Here is an 18,844-nt window from a genome sequence, read left to right on the forward strand (position 1 = left end):
ATCCGGGTCTGCGGCCCGCGCTGCTGGCGCTGGTGGAACCTGACGAGCGGGGTGATCCGATGTCGCCGCTGCGCTGGACGGTGAAGTCGACCAGGCCCGCACGTGGAAACACCGCGGCGGCGCTCGGGGCCTGGATTAGAGGCGGAGCGTCTCCGGCAGGGAGGGGCGCGGGGTTGGGGGACGAGAATGCCCCTTGGGGCCGCCCGCACCGGATGGCGGGGAGGCCCAATCTCCCACGTGCCGTCGACGGCCCACCTGATCAGCCGCTTATGGGCCGCCTGGAACGAGCCGAGCTCCTCGGGGAGGTCCCGCCCGGGCGAGTTGGTGATGTACTTCCAGGCGATCGCCTCAAGCGTGCCGCGGTGATCGGCCCAGCGCCGTCCCCGGACCGGATCGGCCGGCATGAGCGGCTCGATCCGCGGGTTTTCCCCATTTTTCAGGCATAGGTGGTGGTGTTCGGGGATCCTGTCGAGGTATCTCTGAAAACCACTGTAAGGAGACCTCCAGTGCGCCGTCCGACCCGGAAAGCCTTCGCCGCCCTCATCGCCGCAGCCGGCCTCGCCCTCCCCCTTCTCACCCCCACACCCGCCTCGGCTGCCACCGCCACCAGCCGCTTCGCGGACTACCGGTACGGTGACTGCCTGCGCGAGACCTCCGAAACCGGCCTCAAGGGCGACCGCTGCACCACCGGACGCGGCAGCCTCCTGTGGCAGTGGAACGGCCGCCTGAACACCAGCACCACTCTTAAGAACAACTTCTGGGGCCGTTGCCTCGACAGCAATGGCCGGGGCGACGTCTATCCCCTGCGCTGTAACGGCGGCTCATACCAGAAGTGGCGCACCGTCCAGCCCGCCGCCCGCAGCGCCATCATGCTCCAAAGCGTCGGCACGGGCCGCTGCCTCTACCAGCAGGACAACGGCTACTACCGCACTGCCCGCTGCGACCGGGGCGCCCAGAACCAGCGCTTCACCATCGGCTGAACGGATCTCTCGACCACGGCGATCAACCGTGGCGAGCCGTCGGCCCGAACTCCGTGGAGGACTCGCGGCTGACGCGAGGGGGCGGATGCTGACCTCGCAAGGGTCACGCTGCACGCGCTGCCCTTCTTCAGCGCCGGAGCCGGCCGACCAGTCAGGGCGCGGCTCTGGGGGTGGCGCCTCCGGGGTCAGGGGTGGGCGGCTGCTGGCGTTGAGGGCGTTGCGGGGTGGGCTGCTCATGTGTCGCTGGAAGAGTGCTGGCCGTACGCAGCGTCGTACTCATCTTGGCGGACAACTGACCGAACGCATCGACGACTTTGGCGACGCGCTGGGGATCCAGCGCGGTGAGGGGGGGACCGGAACTGCTGCGAGCGGGCCGGGTCGTTGAGGACGGCTCCGATGACCGCCAACTCCTTCAGGAGGGCGTCGTGGTCCAAGCCCCGTGGGCGGCTCAATCCGAACGGAACGTTCTCGGTGCTGGAGGGGTGTTGGGCCGCGCGGGCGATGACGTAGGCGTCGTGCCGGGCGTGCTCTGGGGTGGCCGGCCAGGTGGACCGCGCCATCTCGCGGATGGCGCCGTGCAGGCCCGCCCAGAAATCCGACTGGGTGTAGTACGCCTGGTTGACGGCCCACTGAGCGTTGGCATCGCCGGCCGCGGCGCGCTGTTGGTAGAGGGTCATCATCCGGGCGGTGACAGCGTCTGCTGTGGCTTGAGCCCGGTCGGCACCGGGGTAGGCCTGCAGCCGCTGCTGGATGTCGCCGAGCCCGCCGGACAGCAGTGCCTCGTAGGCGTCGCCAAGCCAGGCTGTCTGGAAGTCGTCGCGCTTGAGCCAGCAGTCGGGCTCGCTGCGGGTCCAGTCGACGAGTTGGTTCACCGTCGAGTTGTCGCGCAGCAGGCTGCTGACGACGTTGAGTTCGTGCTGCGGGGCTCCGTACTGCGTGTTGTTCACTCGGCCCCCGCTTCGCGCCGGACCAGCGGCGCCTCGGACGGCTCAGTGACCGCCTCCCGCGGCGCTCCTTCGGGAGCGGTGGCCGCGGTCGCCGCCCGGTAGCGTTCGGCATGGACGTCGAGTTGGGCTGACGCGGTCTCGTCGAGCGCCACCCACCCCAGCTCGTGCAGTCGCCACCACCGGTCCAGGTAGCGCACCGGGCTGCCCTCGAACCGGCCAAGGGCATCGGCCTTCCTATCCGCTATGAGCTGCTCCATGGCGGCGGGAGGCATCGGTGCATTCAAGACCCGCTGCTGTGCCGAATCCTTGAGGAGCTCCATTCGTTCGGCCCAGGTGACTGTCGTGGTGCTGCCGGGCGCGGCCATGGTCGGCTCCCGTTCGGATGAGGACGGTGGACTCCAGGCAGGCTGCGTCGTGATTCACCGGCCAACAAGCCGAATCCGGGGTGCAGTCCAAGGGGTGAGTTCAATGGGCGAGGAATGTTTGTCCTACGTCCCACCCGGCGGGACTGAGCTCGCGCGAGTGGCCTTCGGCAGGAGGTCGGTGAGACCCGATCACGGCGAGGGGGAGCGCTGGCTGCTTGACCGCCGGCGCGGAATGTGTGCTTAACTGGTTCTTGAGACCAGCCATCTCCAAAGCTCATCCGACGAGTTGAGCATGCTTAATCTTGCACCTTCACGGGTGCAGGTATGGCTGGTCTCTCCTGTTGTAGGTTTCCAGATCCCGTGGCCGCTTTCCACTGGCGATGGCCACTACGCGGCCAATAGGACACGGGGCTGGAAATCATGCCGAGTGAGCGAGCAGTTCCCCCCTTCGTGTGCAGGACCTCCCCAGTCGTCGTCTTCGCGCCTGCCGGGGCAGGACCCTAGCGTTCGGCGGCCGATGGGTCGCCTCGGGAAACGCAGGGGTGGCGGTCCGCGGACGTCCCATGCGGCTCACGGCACTGGGGAGGCGAGCGAAGAGAGCGATCAACAAAGTCCTTCCAGACCAGGCCGCCAGCCATACCCCGCTTCAGAGAACGGAGGGAAGTTGACCGGCGGGCGACCCTCCCGCCAGCTCAGGGTTGCATCGTGATCGGGAACCTGGAACTCAGCTGCGGCAGCCTACGCGACGCCTCGACCTCATCTCGCACGTCCCAGCGCTTCCCGAGCGGGTCTCGAAGCACTTCGTCGTCACTCCGGAGAGCGTCCACGACCTCATAGAAGGTGGCGAACTCATCGGACACCTGGGTCGCCTGTTCGTAGGCCTCGGCCGCGACATAGTCCAGTTCATCCCACTCCGGCCAGTGATCACCCCACTCACCTCGTGGTCGGTCGGCCAGGCGCCTTACTTCAGGGGCTTCGGCCAGAGTGTCGGGATCCTGGACAGCGCGCTCGAACGTGGCCTGGCCCAGACCGACTGCCCACAGACGGAAGTAGCAGAAGCCGTCATCCGAGCACCAGCCGCCGAAGATCCTTTCGGCGGCAGCCCAAAGATCCCAGGTGAACGCCTGCTCGCACAGACGGTCAAGGCAAGCCTGGAACCCCACGATCTCCTTCACGGGCCTTCGCGCGAGCTCGTCCTTCAACCACGCCAGCCGCTCAGCCCTGACGTGAGCCTTCGACCGGCATTCCTCGATAATCTTCCAGAAGGAGTCGTTGTCCACGGCGGCACTATGACAGGCGCCTATGACAGACCGAGGGCAGCGGGTGAAAGAGCAGCATGGTCACTGGTCGCAATACCCGTTGCCGGCACTCAGCTCGGCAGGCTGCCACCATTCTGAGATGGCCCACGACATCGTGTTCTTCCTCGCTCCGGACGACGAGAGTGCCGCTGCGACGCGCCGACAGGGACCTGGTCCGGCGTTTGAGTCTGTGACCTGCCGTTTCATAGAGCCGGACAGTGCCATCGCGGAGTGGGACATGTACTTCGAGGAGCCCGCGGCCGAGCTCCCGCCGATCGAGCAGCTCCTTGCATGGCCGTGGCCGGAGTGGGTCACTGCCCCCTTGAACGATGGTGTTGAGGTGTTCGCTCTGCCGCCGCGGTTGATCCGGGCATTGGCCGACGCCACCTCCGTTGAGCTGGAGGAGCTGGCAGATCGCTGGACCGCGAGGCTCAGGTCAGCCGACGGGGACGAAATGACCGACGATGATCTGCTGGCGGTCCTGCAGGCAGTGTCCCGGCTTGCGGCGTCTGCGGTGACCACGGGCGGCGGCCTCTACAGCTGGAGCTTCTGACCGTCCGGTGAACCTCTTCTTGGGCGGCGGCGTCGCCGTTTCTGGCTGGGCGAGCCAGGAAAATGACACGGCGCTGGGAATCCAGCACATGACATGGCGTGGGAAGTCCAAGAACCGTCGAGGTCAGAGGTGCGGCAGATGACACGGGTCGCGGGAACCTACATCTCCTCTTTTCGGCGCTGGCCCACACCGGCCGGGGCGATGAAGCTGCCGCAGGTGCCGCTTGCGTCCGTTGCCGGCTGAGTTGTGGTCCGGTCTGTCGGGGCCTGCCATCGAGTGTGGAGCGGTTACGGACTGCACCATACTCATCGAGCCGGTCACGTTTCTCCTGATGGCGCTCGGGCGCCGGGGCCAGTGCCCCTCGCTCAGGGCCGCATCCTGGTCGGGGGGCGCAAGCCCTGGCTCGCTCCGCGTTTCCCGGCTCTGTTCAAGGCGCCCTGAGCGCGACGGGCCGCGGCGGCCCGACGGTGGCCGGCTGCCTGTGGTCGTACGGGCTCGGTGGTCACCCGGGTTCGGGGGCGGTGACGGCCGGGGCGGCGCCGAGGAGGCCGAGGAGGGTCTCGCGGTGGAGGTCCGCGATCGGGCCGAGGAAGTCCGGGTGGCGCAGCAGGGGGGCCGCGCGGTGGTCGCGCGGGCTGGGGATGGTCAGCCGGCGCGCGTCGCCCACGCTGTCGGGGCCGTGGTGGGTGGCGGCCAGGCAGGCGGCGGCCAGGGCGGCGAGGTCGGCGTCGGCCAGCAGGCAGGCCGCCCAGCTGACGACGGTCTCGTCGACCTGGGTGCGCCAGGCGTGGGTGGCGTCCGTCAGCGGGGGTGCGTCGGCGCCGGTGACGAAGTCCAGCCGGCCGGAGCCGCCGGGGCCGAGCAGGTCCAGCAGTTCGGCGTCCAGCGCGGTGGGGTAGCGCAGGGCGGCGGCGATGGTGGCCGCATGGCCTGCCTGGGCTTCGGCCAGGGCCTGGTTCAGCGGGCCGGTGGCCGGGGGGAAGGCCGCCAGCAGCCAGCGTGCGGAGGCGGCGATGACGGGCGAGAGCGCGGTGGGCATGGTGGACCGTCCTGTGCGTATGCCCGCCTGTCCTGGGTGTTCCGGTGTGGGTGATCCGGTCGCGGGCACTGCGCGCCCGGGCGGGGAGGTGCGGACAACGGTACGGCGGCCTCCCCCGGGGGCGACAGGAGCTGCGTCACAGCCGGCGTCGGTGGGGCCTGGCCGGGCGCGGTCTAGCCGAGCATGTCCGCCCCTGGATGATCTAGAGTTCCGGCGGCGGCAGTCGATCCGCCGATCAGATACTGGACTCAGGGGTGGGGATTGATCACTGCAAAGTCTGCTGTTGTGCAGCGGAGAATTCCGGCGATCGAGCGGCGGGTAGCGGCCGCGGCGGTGGCCGGGGGTATGGCGTACTTCGCCGGGTCGGTCGGCGGTGCGGCCGCTCAGCATCGTGAAGCAGTACATCGAGCAGCAGAACCGGCCGCTCTGACGCTGGATGAGGTGACCAGTGCGGATCCGTGCCCATAGCTGAGGTCAGAGCAGGCTAAAGATTCGCTTCACCACCGGGCTGAAGCCCGGTGCACTGCGAATAGACCCGGTAGCGTCTCAGAATGAGTGACCTTTTCTCATTTTCCGTGGCCCCTGTCTGGCCCATGGGCCACGGAAGTGAGACGAACGGGCGTCCGTTGGTTCGCCTGGGCCCGTGAGATTTCAGTGCCCCTCTGTACTGGCCCAGTGCTTCCCTGTGACCGTCGGGGTGAGTCGTCGGCCCACCGCACACGCGCCCTCGGGAGTCGCATGTCTGGTGCCGCCATCTGTCTCAGTGAGCATGCGCCGTGCCGATGGTGCAATCGTGTCGTCGACTTGGCCTCATGCGCGCATCGATGACCTGGAGGCCTCGACTCGGTGGCGGACGTTCCGCTGGCGCCACGGGCAGAAGCGCTGCTCACAGCGGGCGACCGGCGGCCAGCAGCGGAGTTAACCGAGCGCGAACGACGCCCGCTGCTGCCACCGCGATCCGTCGTGGACCATGAGATCGACCGACGATACGCGCGCAATAACGGGAAGCCGGCCGTGCAGGTCGGCCTCGGCCTCCTCCAGGACTGCATCCCCTTGTCCCTGGGCGATGGTCAGATGCGGGACGACGTCGATGAACTGCCCGCCGAACGGCGGGGTCTCCGGCCACCGGTCCGCAATCGCCTCCGTGAGCCGGCGGAACGATGCGTCCGGTTCGGGGGCGAGATACAGAACCCCAGGGAACCGCCCGCAGTGCTCGAACCGGGCTTCGAAGGCCTTGTGACGCAGGATCACCTCACTGATGGCTGCACAGGTGTCGCTGTCTATACGGCTCTCGTCAAGGAACGGGAAGAGCACGGTGACGTGAGCTGGGACTCCCACACGAGCCGAGGGGTCCAGCCGGTCACGCCATGCTTGAACAGCAGGTTCCGCCTCAGGGACTTTCACGATCAGTCCCGACTGCCCTGCCTGAAATTCGCTGGAGTCGTCGCCTGCCATCGCCCATATGTACCAGTGGGCCCAGACGGCAGCGACCGATTATCGCCGTGAGTGACTACCGGCAATTTCGCATCGGCAGCCGACAAGTCCTCGCGCCTCCTGAGTTCCAGAGCAGGGTGAGCCCGGCGGTGACGGCGTCGTGGTCGATGCTGGCAATGAGTGTGTGGAGGCTGGGCAGGTTGCCCTGCCGGACGGCGTCAATCCATTCGGGCAGGCGCTTGCCCTGACGCTCGGTGGACATGACCGCGAGGGAGCGGACGTGCCGGGTGAGGACGTCGAACTCGGGGTGCTGGGCGCGGCCGGTCTTGAGCTGGAGCTGTTCCAGTTCGGTGAGGGTGTCGGGGCGTCTGAGGACCCGTCCGGCGCCCGGGCAAGCGGAGCTTGACCTCCAGGGGTCAGGTTGCGGTGGGCCAGGTCCGCAGCACAGCGGCGATTTTCCCGGCGATACAGGCGGGGTCGAAGAGCAGGTCCTTGAGGGCGATGACGTCCTCACGGGCGGGTTTGACCGTGATTCCGGCGGCCTCGAGGTACATGACCCTGGTAGCCGCGGCGACAGCCATGTTGGAGCGCTCCAGCCAGCGGCACCGGCCCAGGGGGTGTCCTGGGACCTGTGTGATGTTGTGATCAACCACTTGCCTTCAGGAGGTCGTTGATCCAGATCATCGAGGCACGGAGGTGGAGGCCGGCAAGGTAGCTCTCGGGCGTCTTGTCGTATCGGGTCGCGATGCCCCGCCAGGCTTTCAGCTTGTTGATCAGGCGCTCGACGGTGTTCCGTTCTTTGTAGAGGTCGGTGTCGTGGCGTGTGGGGCGGCCGCCCCCGCTGCCCTTCTTCTTCCGGTTGGCGGCCTGGTCCTTCTTCTCCGGGATGACTGCCTTGATTTTGCGTTTCCGCAGGTAGGAGCGGTTAGCGCGGGAGGAATAGGCCTTGTCCGCGGCGACGGCGTCGGGCCGGGTCCGGGGCCAGCCGACGGGAAGACGGATGCGCACCTTCTGCAGCACTGGGACGAACTGCGGGCTGTCGGCGGCCTGTCCTGCGGTCAGCACGAGGGACAACGGCCGGCACTTGCGGTCAGCGGCGAGATGAATCTTGCTCGTCAGTCCACCACGGGATCTGCCGAGCAGTGCTTGACTCAAGCGGAGCTTGTGCCGTCGCCTGATGTGCCGCCGCTCTTCCTGACCGGGGTCGTCACTGCCGTGCTGTCCGTTCTGTTCTGGCGGGCCGCCCCCTTTTGCCGGGCCCGCTCCTGCTCGATGGCGGCCTCTTCAAGGGCGTCCATGACCTCCTTGCCGATACGCATCCCGGCTGCGTCGTGGTGGGCGCGGGCCGTGGTGGAGTCCACGCTGACCAGGGACAAGTCCGCCTGCCCCTGGCGGGCGGCCTCGGCGATCAGGCCTTCGAGCAGTGCGGTGAAGACGCCGGCGTCCCTCCACACCCGGAAGCGGCCGTAGACCGTCGGCCACGGGCCGAACTCGCCGGGCATCTCCCGCCACTGGCTGCTGGTGCGGAACCGCCAGATCACCCCCTCGAACTGATCCCGCAGCCGCTCGGGGTACGGCCCGTACTCGCCTATCGGCAGAAACGGCTCGATCAACTTCCACTGCTCGTCGGTGAGTTGCCTGCGCGTCACGATCGTCTTCCTACCAGATCCCCCTTCCCGAGGGACCCAGACCGGCAAGGTTGATCACGACATCACACAGGCCCTAGGGCAGCGGCCTTGGCGTAGGAGCCGTCGTAAACGGACTGCTCGAACAGCTCGGCCCTGTGGCGGGCCACCGCCGAGATGGGAACGCCGTAATCGTCACGGGCCGGACGTTCGCCCCGGCGCCCTCGGCGACCTGCAGAATCCAGCTGACAATTGAGAGTCTTGATCATTATGGGCGACATCGCCACCGTGCGGGGTAGACGCCGGATCGCCCTGACTGCGATCCGGCTATCCCTGCCCTGCTCCGCAGGAAACCGATTCCTCCCCGGCCTGAAGGCCGGGGCATCCTCGGAGGAACCCGGTAATGAGGCGGGGAGGACGGTCCCGGCTGGCTAAGGGTTGTCCCGCGACGTCGAGCAGTGGCACTGGTCCCAACTGGCAGGCGGCCGAGCGGCATGACGACCCGCGTGACCAACGCTGCTGACCTGCACCCCGACCGCAAACCGGGCTACCACGACGACCCCTTCGCCCGACACCCCGACTCCCTGACCAGAGGCTGTCAGGCACGGACACCTCTAATCCTGCAGCTCAGGGCAACGCGGGCAGGCTGCTGTGGGGGGCCGATTACGCCTGGGCCGGCCGGCCTGGTCACCACGAACGGCCGACCGGGCACGCTCTCCTCCCAGTGGAGCCGAAACGACGGCACCGCCTCGGCCGTCCTGCGGGAAACGGTGACCCTGGGCCAAAGGCAGGACAGCTACACCTCCTGGGCACCTTCCGGGGCAAGGGGCACTACAGGGCACGAGCCGAACTGTACATACCCACTCCCACCCACCGCGCCGTGACCACCGGCCTCACATACGACTGCCCCTGACCCACCCGTCAGCCGTCGGCGCGGACATGGCCCGGACGGCATCGGCAATTTGGCCCGGGGCGTCACCGGGTACCGCTCGGACCGCCCCCGGGGCGGTCGGCGCACCAGCTTCGGACGAGTGTCCAACTGCCGGTACTAACAAACGAGTTTGCGACTCGAGCGGGGTACGCGACGCGGCGGACCGAGGCTAGACATTCGGGTCCTTTCGCACGCCATTGCCGAGGAGTTGCGTTGACAGGCCCAGCCCGCAGGCGGGAGGTTCCACGTACCCGGGCAGCCCTTCACCATCCGCATCCACCCGCCGAACACCCCACTGTCTCGGCGCGAGGAGGGACCATGAGCCCAGACACCGCTGTCTTTCTGTACTCCGCCCACCCACTGGTCGCAGCCTCGGCAGGAGAGGCGACGATGGCCCCGGGGGCACCGCGCACCGCCGTGCTCGACGAGATCAAGGCAGGACTGGACGCCGCTCATCAGCTGATGCAGGCTGGGGACTACGTTGGGGCCGTCCAGGCCTACCAGTCCCTGCGCAACCGCATATTCCGTCTCCTCAGCAACGGTGGGTCGGCGCAGGCGGCGGCCGTCGACCCCCGCTTCGGCGCTCCGCACGACATTGCGCACCTGGAGGAAGTCGTCCGAGCCGGCACGGTATTGCTGGGCGACCTGGTACCCCGCAAGCCCGATCCGCCCGTCATCCAGGCGGACATCGACCGGACCACGCTGGGCGGCTACGGGGAAGCCGCCAAGGCGCTGCCCCGGCCCGATACGGACGGGAACTCGCCGTTCACCGACATGGCCACGCTGGGCATGGTGGCCTTCGACAGGGGCGAGTACGACCTTGCGGCCAAGAGGCTGTCGGTGGCGGCCGACCAGGCCAAGGACGACCGGGTCGCCCGCGCGAGCCTCCTGCTCAACGCAGGAGCCGCGGCCGCCCAGGCGGGCCTGAGCGATCAGGCCCTGGAGCTCTTGAACGCCGCGGGCGACGGATTCCGCGACGCCGGGGACACGCTCGGTTCCGCGCAGGCCATGCACAATCTGGCGGTCGTCGTGGCGACAACCGGTGCGGCCGCGAAGACCGACGAGGTGCTCAAGCAGACCGACGCGGCGTCCGGGAGGGCAGCGGGCACGGTGGGGCAAGCCCTGGGCGTAATGCGGTCGCTCGGCCGACTGGGCACCGCCGGTCAGACGAACAGCAAGGGCGTGGCCGGTCTCCTGGACGGTGCAATGGACTATGCCGTCACTGGTGTCGGCCTCAGCGTCGGCGGGCTGCTGACGGACGGGGTCGACGGCGGCGCCCGGGCCGTCAGCGCCGATGTCCAGAAGGCGCTGGGCCAGGGCATCCGGCTTATCGTCCGCGACCCGCTGATCCGCACGGCATGGCGCAGCGACCCCCTCGTGGGCACCCTGGAAAACGACGACCGCGAGGTTCGCTACACGGCGGGGTTCGCAATAGGCTCAGAGATCAGGACCGTCGGCTGGCGGCGGGCCGCCGCGCCGTCGGTCGAGGAACTCCTGTCGGCCGCGTACCGGATCCGGCCCGACGCGAAGACACATCTGGAGCTGCGCTGGTCGGTCCTGACCGCCGTCGACCTGTCCGTCCAGCTCGCCCATCTGTTCTACTACGTGATCCCGGTCGGCCTCGCGGAGGCGTACGCGGGGCTGGGCGACTGGGCCGACGCCCGTCTGTGGCTGTACCGGGCCGCCGAGTATCCGTACCTGAACCGGCACCTCGAGGCACCGGTGCTGTGGCTGCGGCTCGCGCACACCTACCTCGGCGAGGGCGACGCGCTGTACCGTCAGGGTGAGTTCGCCGAAGCACTGGCCACCTACGGTGCGGTGGTGGCCGCCGACGGGACCCGCGGCAGCGCCGACCTGTACATGATGCCCGCGCTCGCCGAGGTCGGCGCCCTTGTCGCCACCCTGCTGGACGACACACAGACACTGCCCGGGAACCTCGATGCCGGTCTGGGCGCGGTCGTGCTCGACATCGCCGCCAAGGTGGCCCAACTTGCCCGGAATCTGGACTGGTTCGGGGTTCCGGTGGACTTCGTGCCGCCGTTCACCTTCGACTACCTGCAGAACGCAGCCCGGTTCCTCGGCCAGCAGGCCCAGGCCGCAGAGCGGGACTTCATCCAGTTCATGGAGCGTTACGACACCGGGAAACTGACACGGCTGCAGCTGCATCAGGCGGTGGCGGCCGCGACCGCCGACCGGGCCGTCGCCGACCAGCAGGCCGCCGCCGCTCAGGAGGAGGTCCAGCTCGCCCGGACCGCGCAGGACCTCGCCAACCAGCGCCGGGCCCACGCTCAGGCGGCGCGCGATGCCTACTCCGCGATGTCCGGCGAACAGATCGCGCTAGAGACACAGATGGCCTGGTACAGCTCGCAGAACACCTGGGAGCTCAACAACCCGATTCCCGGGGACGGACGGCAGATCCACGAGGTCATCGCCGCGGACCGGCACCGGCTCGGCGTGATCAACCGCGACTACGAGCTGCTTCGGATGCAGCAGAACATCGCCGAACTCGCGCTCGCCGCCCAGCAGTCGAGCGACCAAGTGGCCCTCTCGCAGGCCCGGGCGCAGGCGGCGGACCTCGCGGCGCAGGCCGCGAGGCTGCGTCGGCAGCAGGCACAGGATCTGGCGAGCGGGTTCGAACAGGGCTTCTTCACCCCGGAGGTGTGGCGGCAGCTGGCCGGCTTCATGCGGGCGCAGGCGCAGCGCTACCTGTACTGGGCGACCCGGATCGCCCGGCTCATGGAGCGGGCCTACGAGTTCGACTACGACACCACCGTCGACCGGATCCGCGCGGACTACACGGCCGGCGCCGTCAACGGGATCCTGGGCTCCGACCAACTCCTCGCCGATATCGAGTATTTCACCTACGACCGGATCACCCGCACCACCCACAAGACGCTGCGCGCCGGCTTGGTCGTCTCGCTGGCGGAGAAGTTCCCGTACGCGTTCGCCGGCTTCCGCACCACCGGTCAGATCTCCTTCAACACCCTGCTGTCCGACCTGGAGCGCGACTATCCCGGCTCCTGCAACCACCGCATCCAGGCCGTCGAGGTCGCGGTGATCGGGCTGGTTCCCGAGGGCGGCCTACGCGGCACGCTGGTCAACAGCGGAACCTCTCAGTACCGGGCGCTCGACGGGACCGTCAAGTGGCGGCTGCAGAACGTCGACACGATGCTGCTCAGCTCCTACGGCCGCGACGACAGCGTGCTGTTCCGGCCGCGCCCGGAGTTGCTCAGCGTGTTCGAGGGCGTCGGCATGGCCTCCGGCTGGACACTGCGGTACCCGCCGGACATCAACGACGTCGACTTCCGGTTCATCGTCGACGTCCAGGTGACCTTCCACTTCGAGGCGCAGTTCGACCGATCCCTCGCCGAGACGGTCGCCGCGATTCCGCTGCCTGCGGAGGCGCTGCGTTCGAGCACGTCCTTCAGCCTCGGCAGCGACTTCCCGGACCGGTTCTTCCTGTGGCGCAGCCATGGCACGGCCACCCTGCTCGTCGGACCCGAGTACCTGCCGCACCAGCATCTCGCCCCCGTCGTGCGCTCGGTGTCGCTGCAGCTGCTCGGCACCGACGGCCCGGCCCCGGCCGTACCCCTGACGATCACCGCACCGGGCGGCGCCACCGCCGATGTCACCCCCGACGGCACCGGGCGGGTGCCCTCGACCACACCGTCCCTGGCCGCACTGCAGGGCGCTGCAGTGCTGGGCGACTGGCAGTTGGCCACCCCCGCGGACGGCCCCGACCGCGCCACCGTGTACGACGTCCTGCTCTTCGTGGAGTACGGCTACACCCAGCGAGGTGCGGCGTGAACGGCACCACTCCGGACGTGCTCAGCCTGCCCAAGGGCGGTGGCGCCGTGGGCGGGCTGGGTGGCGCTTTCACCCCCGACCTCAACACCGGCGGCGGAGGCTACGCCGTCCCGCTGGACCTCCCGCAGGGCGTCGACGGCCACACTCCCAAGCTGACCCTCCAGTACGCCACGGGCTTCGGCGACGGGCCGTTCGGGTTCGGCTGGTCACTGCCCGTCCTACGGATCGAACTGTCCTGCGACGGGCGGCTGCCGCGGTACGACGGAAAGGATCCGCTGGTCCTCCCTGGCGCCGGACCCCTGGTCGAGGTGCCGGGGGATGCGGGCCAACTCGTGCCGGAGACCGACGGGCTGGGCTGGCGGATCCGGCGGCAGGGCGACGGCTTCGAACTCACCGACCGCTCCGGTACACGCCACCTGGTCGGCACCACGGCCACCGCCCGGATCGCAGATCCGGCCGACCCGGGCCGGGTGTTCGCCTGGCTGCTGGAACGTTCGATCCGGCCGTCCGGCGACGAAATCGTCCACACCTGGACCGCGGACGGGCTGCCGGAGTCGGTGTCTTGGGCCAGGTACCGGCTCCAAATGCACTACGAGTCCCGGCCCGACCCCATCTTCGACGGCCGTTCCGGATTCCCCCTGACCACCACCCGGCGGTGCACATCGATCGAACTGCACGCCCCGGCGCAGGCCCCGAGCCTGCTGCGCCGGTATACCCTCGATTACGCTGCGGGCCGACCGACCGGGCACAGTCTGCTCGCGGGGGTGACCCTTTCAGGGCACACCGCGGACGGCGGCACGGCCACGTTCCCCCGGCTCGCGTTCGGCTACACCACCGGGGGCGGGTTCGCCGTGCAGGCGGTCAGCCCTGACGTCGCCCGGGTCTTGGCGGCACCGCAGGGCACGGTCGCCGACCTGAGCGGGGACGGGCTGCCCGACGCGGTCGCGCTCGGCCCGACGCCGACCGTGACCCGCAACCGCGGCGGACTGGCCTTCGCCCCTCCGCGCCGCCTGGCCCGCACCGGGCTGCCCGGTGCTCCGCCCGGCGCCACCGTCTTCGCGGCCGACCTGAGCGGGCGCGGTCGCGTCGACCTGGTTGCGGTCGGCCGGGGGCTCAGGCACCGCTACCCGATGGACGGCACAGGTGTGGTCGGCGCTCCGGTGGTGAGCGCCTATGCGCCCACGTTCACGCCCTGGGACTCCGACGTACGCCTGCTCGACCTCGACGGAGACGGCGCGGCCGACCTGTTCAGGCTCGCCGACGGCGTGTTGGCCACAGTGTCCACGGCCGGCGGCGCCGAGGACTGGCGGCGCGTGGAACGCAGGCGGATCGGCAGTACCGATCCGCTCTCCGACGTCGACCTCCGCTCGCCCGACATCCACGTCGCCCCGATGACCGGCGACGGTCTGGCCGCCCTGGTCGAGGTACGCAGTGGGCGGGTGCGGTACTGGCCCAACCTGGGCAACGGCCGATGGGGGCCGGCCCGCACCATGGCCGACAGCCCGGTGCTACCGGCCGGCTACCGCACGGACCGGCTGCTACTCACCGACGTCGACGGGGACGGCTGCGCCGACCTGGTCTACGTCGACACCACCGCGGTGCGGATCTGGCCCAACCTCGGCGGCGCCGCGTTCGGCTCCGAGATCACCGTCGCTCCTGTCCCAGGCTTCGCGGCCGAGCGGGTGGAACCGGTGGACCTGCGCGGCACCGGCTGTGTCGGACTGCTGCTGACCACCCGGCACCGCACCCGTCCCACCGCCTGCATGGTCGACCTGAACGCCAAGCCCTACCTGCTGAACCGGATCGACGACGGCCTCGGCCACGTCACCGAGATCGACTACGGCACCTCGCCGGCCGAGGCGCGGCGGGACGCCGAACGCGGCCAGCCCTGGTCGACGTCACTGCCGTTCTGCCTGCCCGTGGTGACCCGTCTGACGCAGACGGCACCGGCCGCGGCCCCCCGCGTCAGCAGGTTCTCCTACCACAACGGGCACTGGGACCCCGCGCTGCGCCGGTTCCTGGGCTTCGCCCGGGTCGACGAGGTGGAGGAGGGCGACGACACCGTCGAGGCACTACTCAAGCGCACCGAGTTCCACCTGGGACGCACGCCCGAACGCACCGACCGCCCGCCCACCACTGCCGAACGGCTCGTGGCCCAGGTACTGCGCGGCAGGGTGATCCGCTCCGCCGGCTACCCGGCCGGAAGCGACCCGGACACCCAACCCCCGCTGTTCGAAGTACGGCAGACCTGGCAGGCACACCTCGCCGACGTGGGCGGCGTCACCGTCGCCTCCCCCCGGCTGACAGAGCGGCGGGAGGACCACCTCGACGGTGCCGCCATTGCCTGGCGCACCACCGTCACCACCACCCTCGGCTGGGACGACTTCGGCAACATCACCGAGCAGGTGCAGCGCAACACCCTCGCCAGCGACCCGGCGGCAACACAGGAACTGCGCACGGCCACCGCCTATGCCACCAACCCCGACGGCTGGCTCGTCGACCGCCCGGCCCGGGTCACCCAGACCGACGGCACCGGCACGGTCGTGGACGCCCGGGTGCTGCGATACGACGGTGAGCCCTTCACCGGCCTGCCGGAGGGTTCGGTGACACTTGGTCACGTCACCTCCGAGGAACGGCTGGTGCTGCGCGACGACCAGGTGATCGCCGTGTACGGCGGCGACCCGCCCGACCTAGCCGAACTCGGCTATCACCGCAGGACGGACGAGGGCGGCTGGTGGGTCTACGTCCGCCGCTACGACCGCTCAACGCCCGGCACCCTCGTCAGCCGTGACCCACGCGGAACACCGGTGACCCTGGGCCTCGACACCGACCGGCTCTTCCCGGTGCGCCGCACCGACGCCCGGGGCAACGTCGTCGAGGCCACCGTGGACCACTACGCCCTGCGACCCGCCACCCTCACGGATGGCAACGGCGGGCTTCGCCGCAACTCCTACGACGCCCTCGCCCGGCCGGTGGCCGAGTTCCGTCCCGGCGACGAGTCCGACGCGCCCACTGTCGTCTACCGGTATCTGCTCGACCCGGCCGGAGCGGCGGTGGAGACCGTCGAGTACCCCCGCGCCGACCGCGGCGACACGGTCACCTCCCGTCGGCTGGTGGACTCCGACGGCCGGGAGACCGGCGTGGCCCGCCTCGACGGCGACGGATCCTGGCTGGTGACCGATGCGGTGTGGCGCAACTCCCGGGGGCTGGTGGCGCGTCAGTACCTGCCGTACCGGACGCCGGTGGGATCCGATCCGCAGCTCCCGACCCAGGCGCGGGCGCATCTGGCGACCCGCTACGACGCACTCGGCCGGCCGCTGCGGGTGGACCTGCCCGACGGCGCGTTCCGGCTCGGCACGCACGCCCCGGGCCGGTCCGACCTGTGGGACGAGGAGGACACCCGGGCCGGCGGCGCTCACGAGGACACACCGACCAGCTATCACCTCGACGCGGCCGGCCGGGTCGGCCGGGTGGTGTCCCGGTCCGGCACCACCGAGGTCGTCACCCGCTACCGGTACGACCTGCGTGATCAGCCTGTGGAGATCACGGACGCCAACGGCAGGGTCACCGCCGTCACCTACGATCTGATGGGCCGGCGGATCCGGGTGGACGACCCGGCGACCGGCACGGTCCTCTTCGTCCATGACGCGGCGGGCAATCTGGTGGACCGGCGCAACGCCGTGGGCCAGCACGCCGGATACCGGTTCGACGAGCTCAACCGGATGGTCCGCAGCACTCAGGACGGACAACCCGACGTCGTCTACCACTATCTCGACCAGGCCGACGTCGTCGACGGCGTGGCCCCGGGACGTCGCATCGGCCGCCTCGCCTCGGTCGACGACGTACGCGGCACTCTCACCTTCGACTACGACGTGCGCGGTGAGGTCGAACTGCGCCGGGTGAAACTGACCGACGGGACCGTACATGCGCTCCGGCGCCGCACGGACCGGCTGGGCCGCGTGTGCTCCATCGAATACCCCGGGGCCACCCCCGACACCCCCGGCCCGGTCCTGACCTACCGGTACGGCCCACGAGGACTGCTGAGCGCCATTCCCGGAGTGGTCGACTCGATCGACTATGATCCGGCCGGCCGACCGGTGAGGACCGTCTACACCGGCGGAGTCCGCACCACACAGCGGTACGACGTGCTGTCCCGGCTCATCGCAAGCGAGGTGACGGACGCGGCCGGACGGCTCCTCGACCAGGAGACGCTCACCCGCGACCGGGCCGGGCACGTCCTGACGGTGTCCGGAGCGACGCCCGCCGACACGTGGACGTACAGCCACGACGACCTGTACCAACTGACCCGCGCCCAGCCCGCGTCCGGCCCCACCCTCGACTTCGCCTACGACCCGGCGGGCAACATCCTCTCCCGTACCGACGTGGGCACCTTCCTCTACGGCGAGCGCGGCGCCCCACCAGTGTGCGTCACCACGGCAGGATCGCAGCAGTACGACTACGACGCGGCCGGCCGCCAGACCAGCAGCCGCGCCGGAACGCTCAGCTATGACGGACGCGACCGTCTCGTCGAGATCACCGGAGCGGTGGGCGCCCAGGTGTCGTACGGGGCCTTCGACGAACGGGCCGTACGCGAGATCAAGACAGCGGGCCGTACCCTGCGGACAGTGCTCCTCGACGAACTGGTCGAACTGCACGATGGGCAGTTGCTGTGCATCGTGACGGACGGCCGTAGCCGGATCGGGCAGTTCGTCCCGGGCAGGTCACTCACCCGCTGGCACACCGACCACCGGGGCTCGGTCCGCCTCATGACCACGGGCATGGGCACGGTCGTCCAGCGCATCGCGTACGACCCGTTCGGCCGGATCCTCTCCCTGCAGCCCGGAGACCGGCCGCGAGACACCTACGACGGGTACGAGCTGCTCGAAGAGGTGAGCCTGTACCTGTCCCCGAAGCGGCCCTACGACCCGGTGCTGGGCCGCTATCTCGTTCCCGACACCGTCGCCACGGACCTGTGGCAGCCGGTGGGCCTCAACCGCTACGCCTACGCCGCCAACGACCCCGTCACCCTGCGGGACCCCACGGGCCGCGCCTGGTGGCAGATCGCCCTGGCGATCGTGGCGGTCGTGGCCGTCGTCGTACTGACCGTCGTCACCTTCGGGGCCGGACTGATCACCCTGGGCGCCATGATCGGGGTCTTCGCCGCGATGGCGGTCGGCGGCGCGGTCGGTGGCATCGCCGCGGCACAGGCCGGCGGCGACATCGTGCTCGGCATCCTGCTCGGGGCGGCGCTGGCCGGAGCCGCGGCGCTGGGCGGCGCACTGGCCGGGGCCGGTTTCGCGGCCGCGCTCGGCGCCAAGTCCCTGGCCACGTTCCTGCTCTCCGGGGCGGTCAGCGGGGCGCTGCTCGGTGCCAGCACCGGGTTCGCGGCCGGGTTCGCCGGCGGCACGGGCTCGCTCGGCCAGATCTGGGAGAAAACCTGGCAGTCGGCGCTGGCGGGATTCGTCACCGGCCTGGTGTTCGGGGCAGCGAGCTACGGATTCGCCCAGGGCTGGTTTGGCACCGGGAACATCGATCCCCGGTTCCCCACCGGCGCCGAGACCCGACGCGCGCTCGCCGAAGGCGCCAAGGCGGCAGGACAGGCGGCGAACACCGGCGCCGGCGCTTCCACCGCCATCGGCCAAGGAGCGGCGAGCGCCGCCACCAGCCTCGCGGGCACCGCACTCAACTTCGGCGCACCCACCGGCTTCAACGTGTTGCAGACCTTCGTCTTCAACCCCGTCGCCGGGACCCTGCTCATCGAATCGGTGGCGGTCCTGTTCGCCTTCGACCTGGTCGACGATGTCATCGACCTCCTCAAGGAGAAGAGCGCCAAGATCTCGGTCAGCGGCACGTTCTGAATCCGGG

11 protein-coding genes and 5 pseudogenes are annotated in these 18,844 nt (G+C 69.7%); 6 read left to right on the forward strand and 10 right to left on the reverse strand.

Annotation, left to right across the window (positions count from 1 at the left end; all coding sequences use genetic code 11):
* Positions 1-233 precede the first annotated feature (233 nt).
* A pseudogene (locus AB0924_RS32175) lies at positions 234-440 on the reverse strand (transposase); the annotation flags it as partial.
* Positions 441-506: 66 nt separating this feature from the next.
* Here AB0924_RS32175 and AB0924_RS32180 point away from each other — a divergent pair.
* Positions 507-980, forward strand: coding sequence for a hypothetical protein (locus AB0924_RS32180; protein WP_366913321.1), 474 nt, complete (start codon positions 507-509; stop codon positions 978-980).
* Between the two features lie 233 nt (positions 981-1,213).
* On the opposite strand, the gene AB0924_RS32185 is transcribed toward AB0924_RS32180, so the two are convergent.
* The 3 genes from AB0924_RS32185 to AB0924_RS32195 all read right to left on the reverse strand — a co-directional run bounded on the left by AB0924_RS32185 (position 1,214) and on the right by AB0924_RS32195 (position 3,572).
* Positions 1,214-1,927: a hypothetical protein gene (locus tag AB0924_RS32185; protein WP_366913322.1), complete on the reverse strand. Its 714-nt coding sequence runs from the start codon at positions 1,925-1,927 to the stop codon at positions 1,214-1,216.
* A complete protein-coding gene (locus tag AB0924_RS32190) occupies positions 1,924-2,292 on the reverse strand; it encodes a hypothetical protein (RefSeq protein ID WP_366913323.1) in 369 nt (122 codons plus the stop codon). The genes AB0924_RS32185 and AB0924_RS32190 overlap by 4 nt, the downstream gene beginning before the upstream one ends.
* Positions 2,293-2,984: 692 nt before the next feature.
* On the reverse strand, positions 2,985-3,572 hold the full coding sequence (locus AB0924_RS32195) for a DUF4240 domain-containing protein (RefSeq protein ID WP_366913324.1): 588 nt from the start codon (positions 3,570-3,572) through the stop codon (positions 2,985-2,987).
* A 118-nt stretch (positions 3,573-3,690) separates the two neighbouring features.
* Between AB0924_RS32195 and AB0924_RS32200 the strand changes: the two genes are divergently transcribed.
* Both AB0924_RS32200 and AB0924_RS32205 read left to right on the forward strand, forming a co-directional pair.
* Positions 3,691-4,143, forward strand: a complete 453-nt coding sequence (locus AB0924_RS32200) for a hypothetical protein (RefSeq protein ID WP_366913326.1) — start codon at positions 3,691-3,693, stop codon at positions 4,141-4,143.
* Between the two features lie 292 nt (positions 4,144-4,435).
* Positions 4,436-4,584: pseudogene (locus AB0924_RS32205) on the forward strand (sterol-binding protein); the annotation flags it as partial.
* Between the two features lie 61 nt (positions 4,585-4,645).
* Here AB0924_RS32205 and AB0924_RS32210 read toward each other — a convergent pair.
* From AB0924_RS32210 to AB0924_RS32220, 3 genes are all read right to left on the reverse strand, one after another.
* Positions 4,646-5,182, reverse strand: a complete 537-nt coding sequence (locus AB0924_RS32210; protein WP_020937384.1) for a hypothetical protein — start codon at positions 5,180-5,182, stop codon at positions 4,646-4,648.
* A gap of 918 nt (positions 5,183-6,100) precedes the next feature.
* Positions 6,101-6,637 (reverse strand): 2'-5' RNA ligase family protein, encoded by a 537-nt coding sequence (locus tag AB0924_RS32215; RefSeq protein WP_366913328.1) that lies wholly within the window; start codon positions 6,635-6,637, stop codon positions 6,101-6,103.
* Between the two features lie 55 nt (positions 6,638-6,692).
* Positions 6,693-6,878: a hypothetical protein gene (locus AB0924_RS32220; RefSeq protein ID WP_366913329.1), complete on the reverse strand. Its 186-nt coding sequence runs from the start codon at positions 6,876-6,878 to the stop codon at positions 6,693-6,695.
* A gap of 18 nt (positions 6,879-6,896) precedes the next feature.
* On the opposite strand from AB0924_RS32220, the gene AB0924_RS32225 reads away from it, so the two are divergent.
* Positions 6,897-7,022: a hypothetical protein gene (locus AB0924_RS32225; RefSeq protein ID WP_366913330.1), complete on the forward strand. Its 126-nt coding sequence runs from the start codon at positions 6,897-6,899 to the stop codon at positions 7,020-7,022.
* A 10-nt stretch (positions 7,023-7,032) separates the two neighbouring features.
* Here the strand turns inward: AB0924_RS32225 and AB0924_RS32230 are convergent.
* The 3 pseudogenes from AB0924_RS32230 to AB0924_RS32240 form a co-directional block, all read right to left on the reverse strand.
* A pseudogene (locus AB0924_RS32230) lies at positions 7,033-7,230 on the reverse strand (fic family toxin-antitoxin system, toxin component); the annotation flags it as partial.
* Positions 7,231-7,261: 31 nt separating this feature from the next.
* Positions 7,262-8,265: pseudogene (locus AB0924_RS32235) on the reverse strand (IS5 family transposase).
* Between the two features lie 74 nt (positions 8,266-8,339).
* Positions 8,340-8,494, reverse strand: a pseudogene (locus tag AB0924_RS32240) (fic family toxin-antitoxin system, toxin component); the annotation flags it as partial.
* A 996-nt stretch (positions 8,495-9,490) separates the two neighbouring features.
* On the opposite strand from AB0924_RS32240, the gene AB0924_RS32245 reads away from it, so the two are divergent.
* Entirely contained in the window at positions 9,491-12,979 is a 3,489-nt protein-coding gene (locus AB0924_RS32245; protein ID WP_366913331.1) for a hypothetical protein, read from the forward strand.
* Positions 12,976-18,837: a toxin TcdB middle/N-terminal domain-containing protein gene (locus AB0924_RS32250; protein ID WP_366913332.1), complete on the forward strand. Its 5,862-nt coding sequence runs from the start codon at positions 12,976-12,978 to the stop codon at positions 18,835-18,837. Before AB0924_RS32245 ends, AB0924_RS32250 begins: the two co-directional genes overlap by 4 nt.
* Positions 18,838-18,844 lie beyond the last annotated feature (7 nt).

Origin of the sequence: Streptomyces sp. NPDC047869, assembly GCF_040704065.1 — a bacterium.
GTDB lineage: Bacteria > Actinomycetota > Actinomycetes > Streptomycetales > Streptomycetaceae > Streptomyces.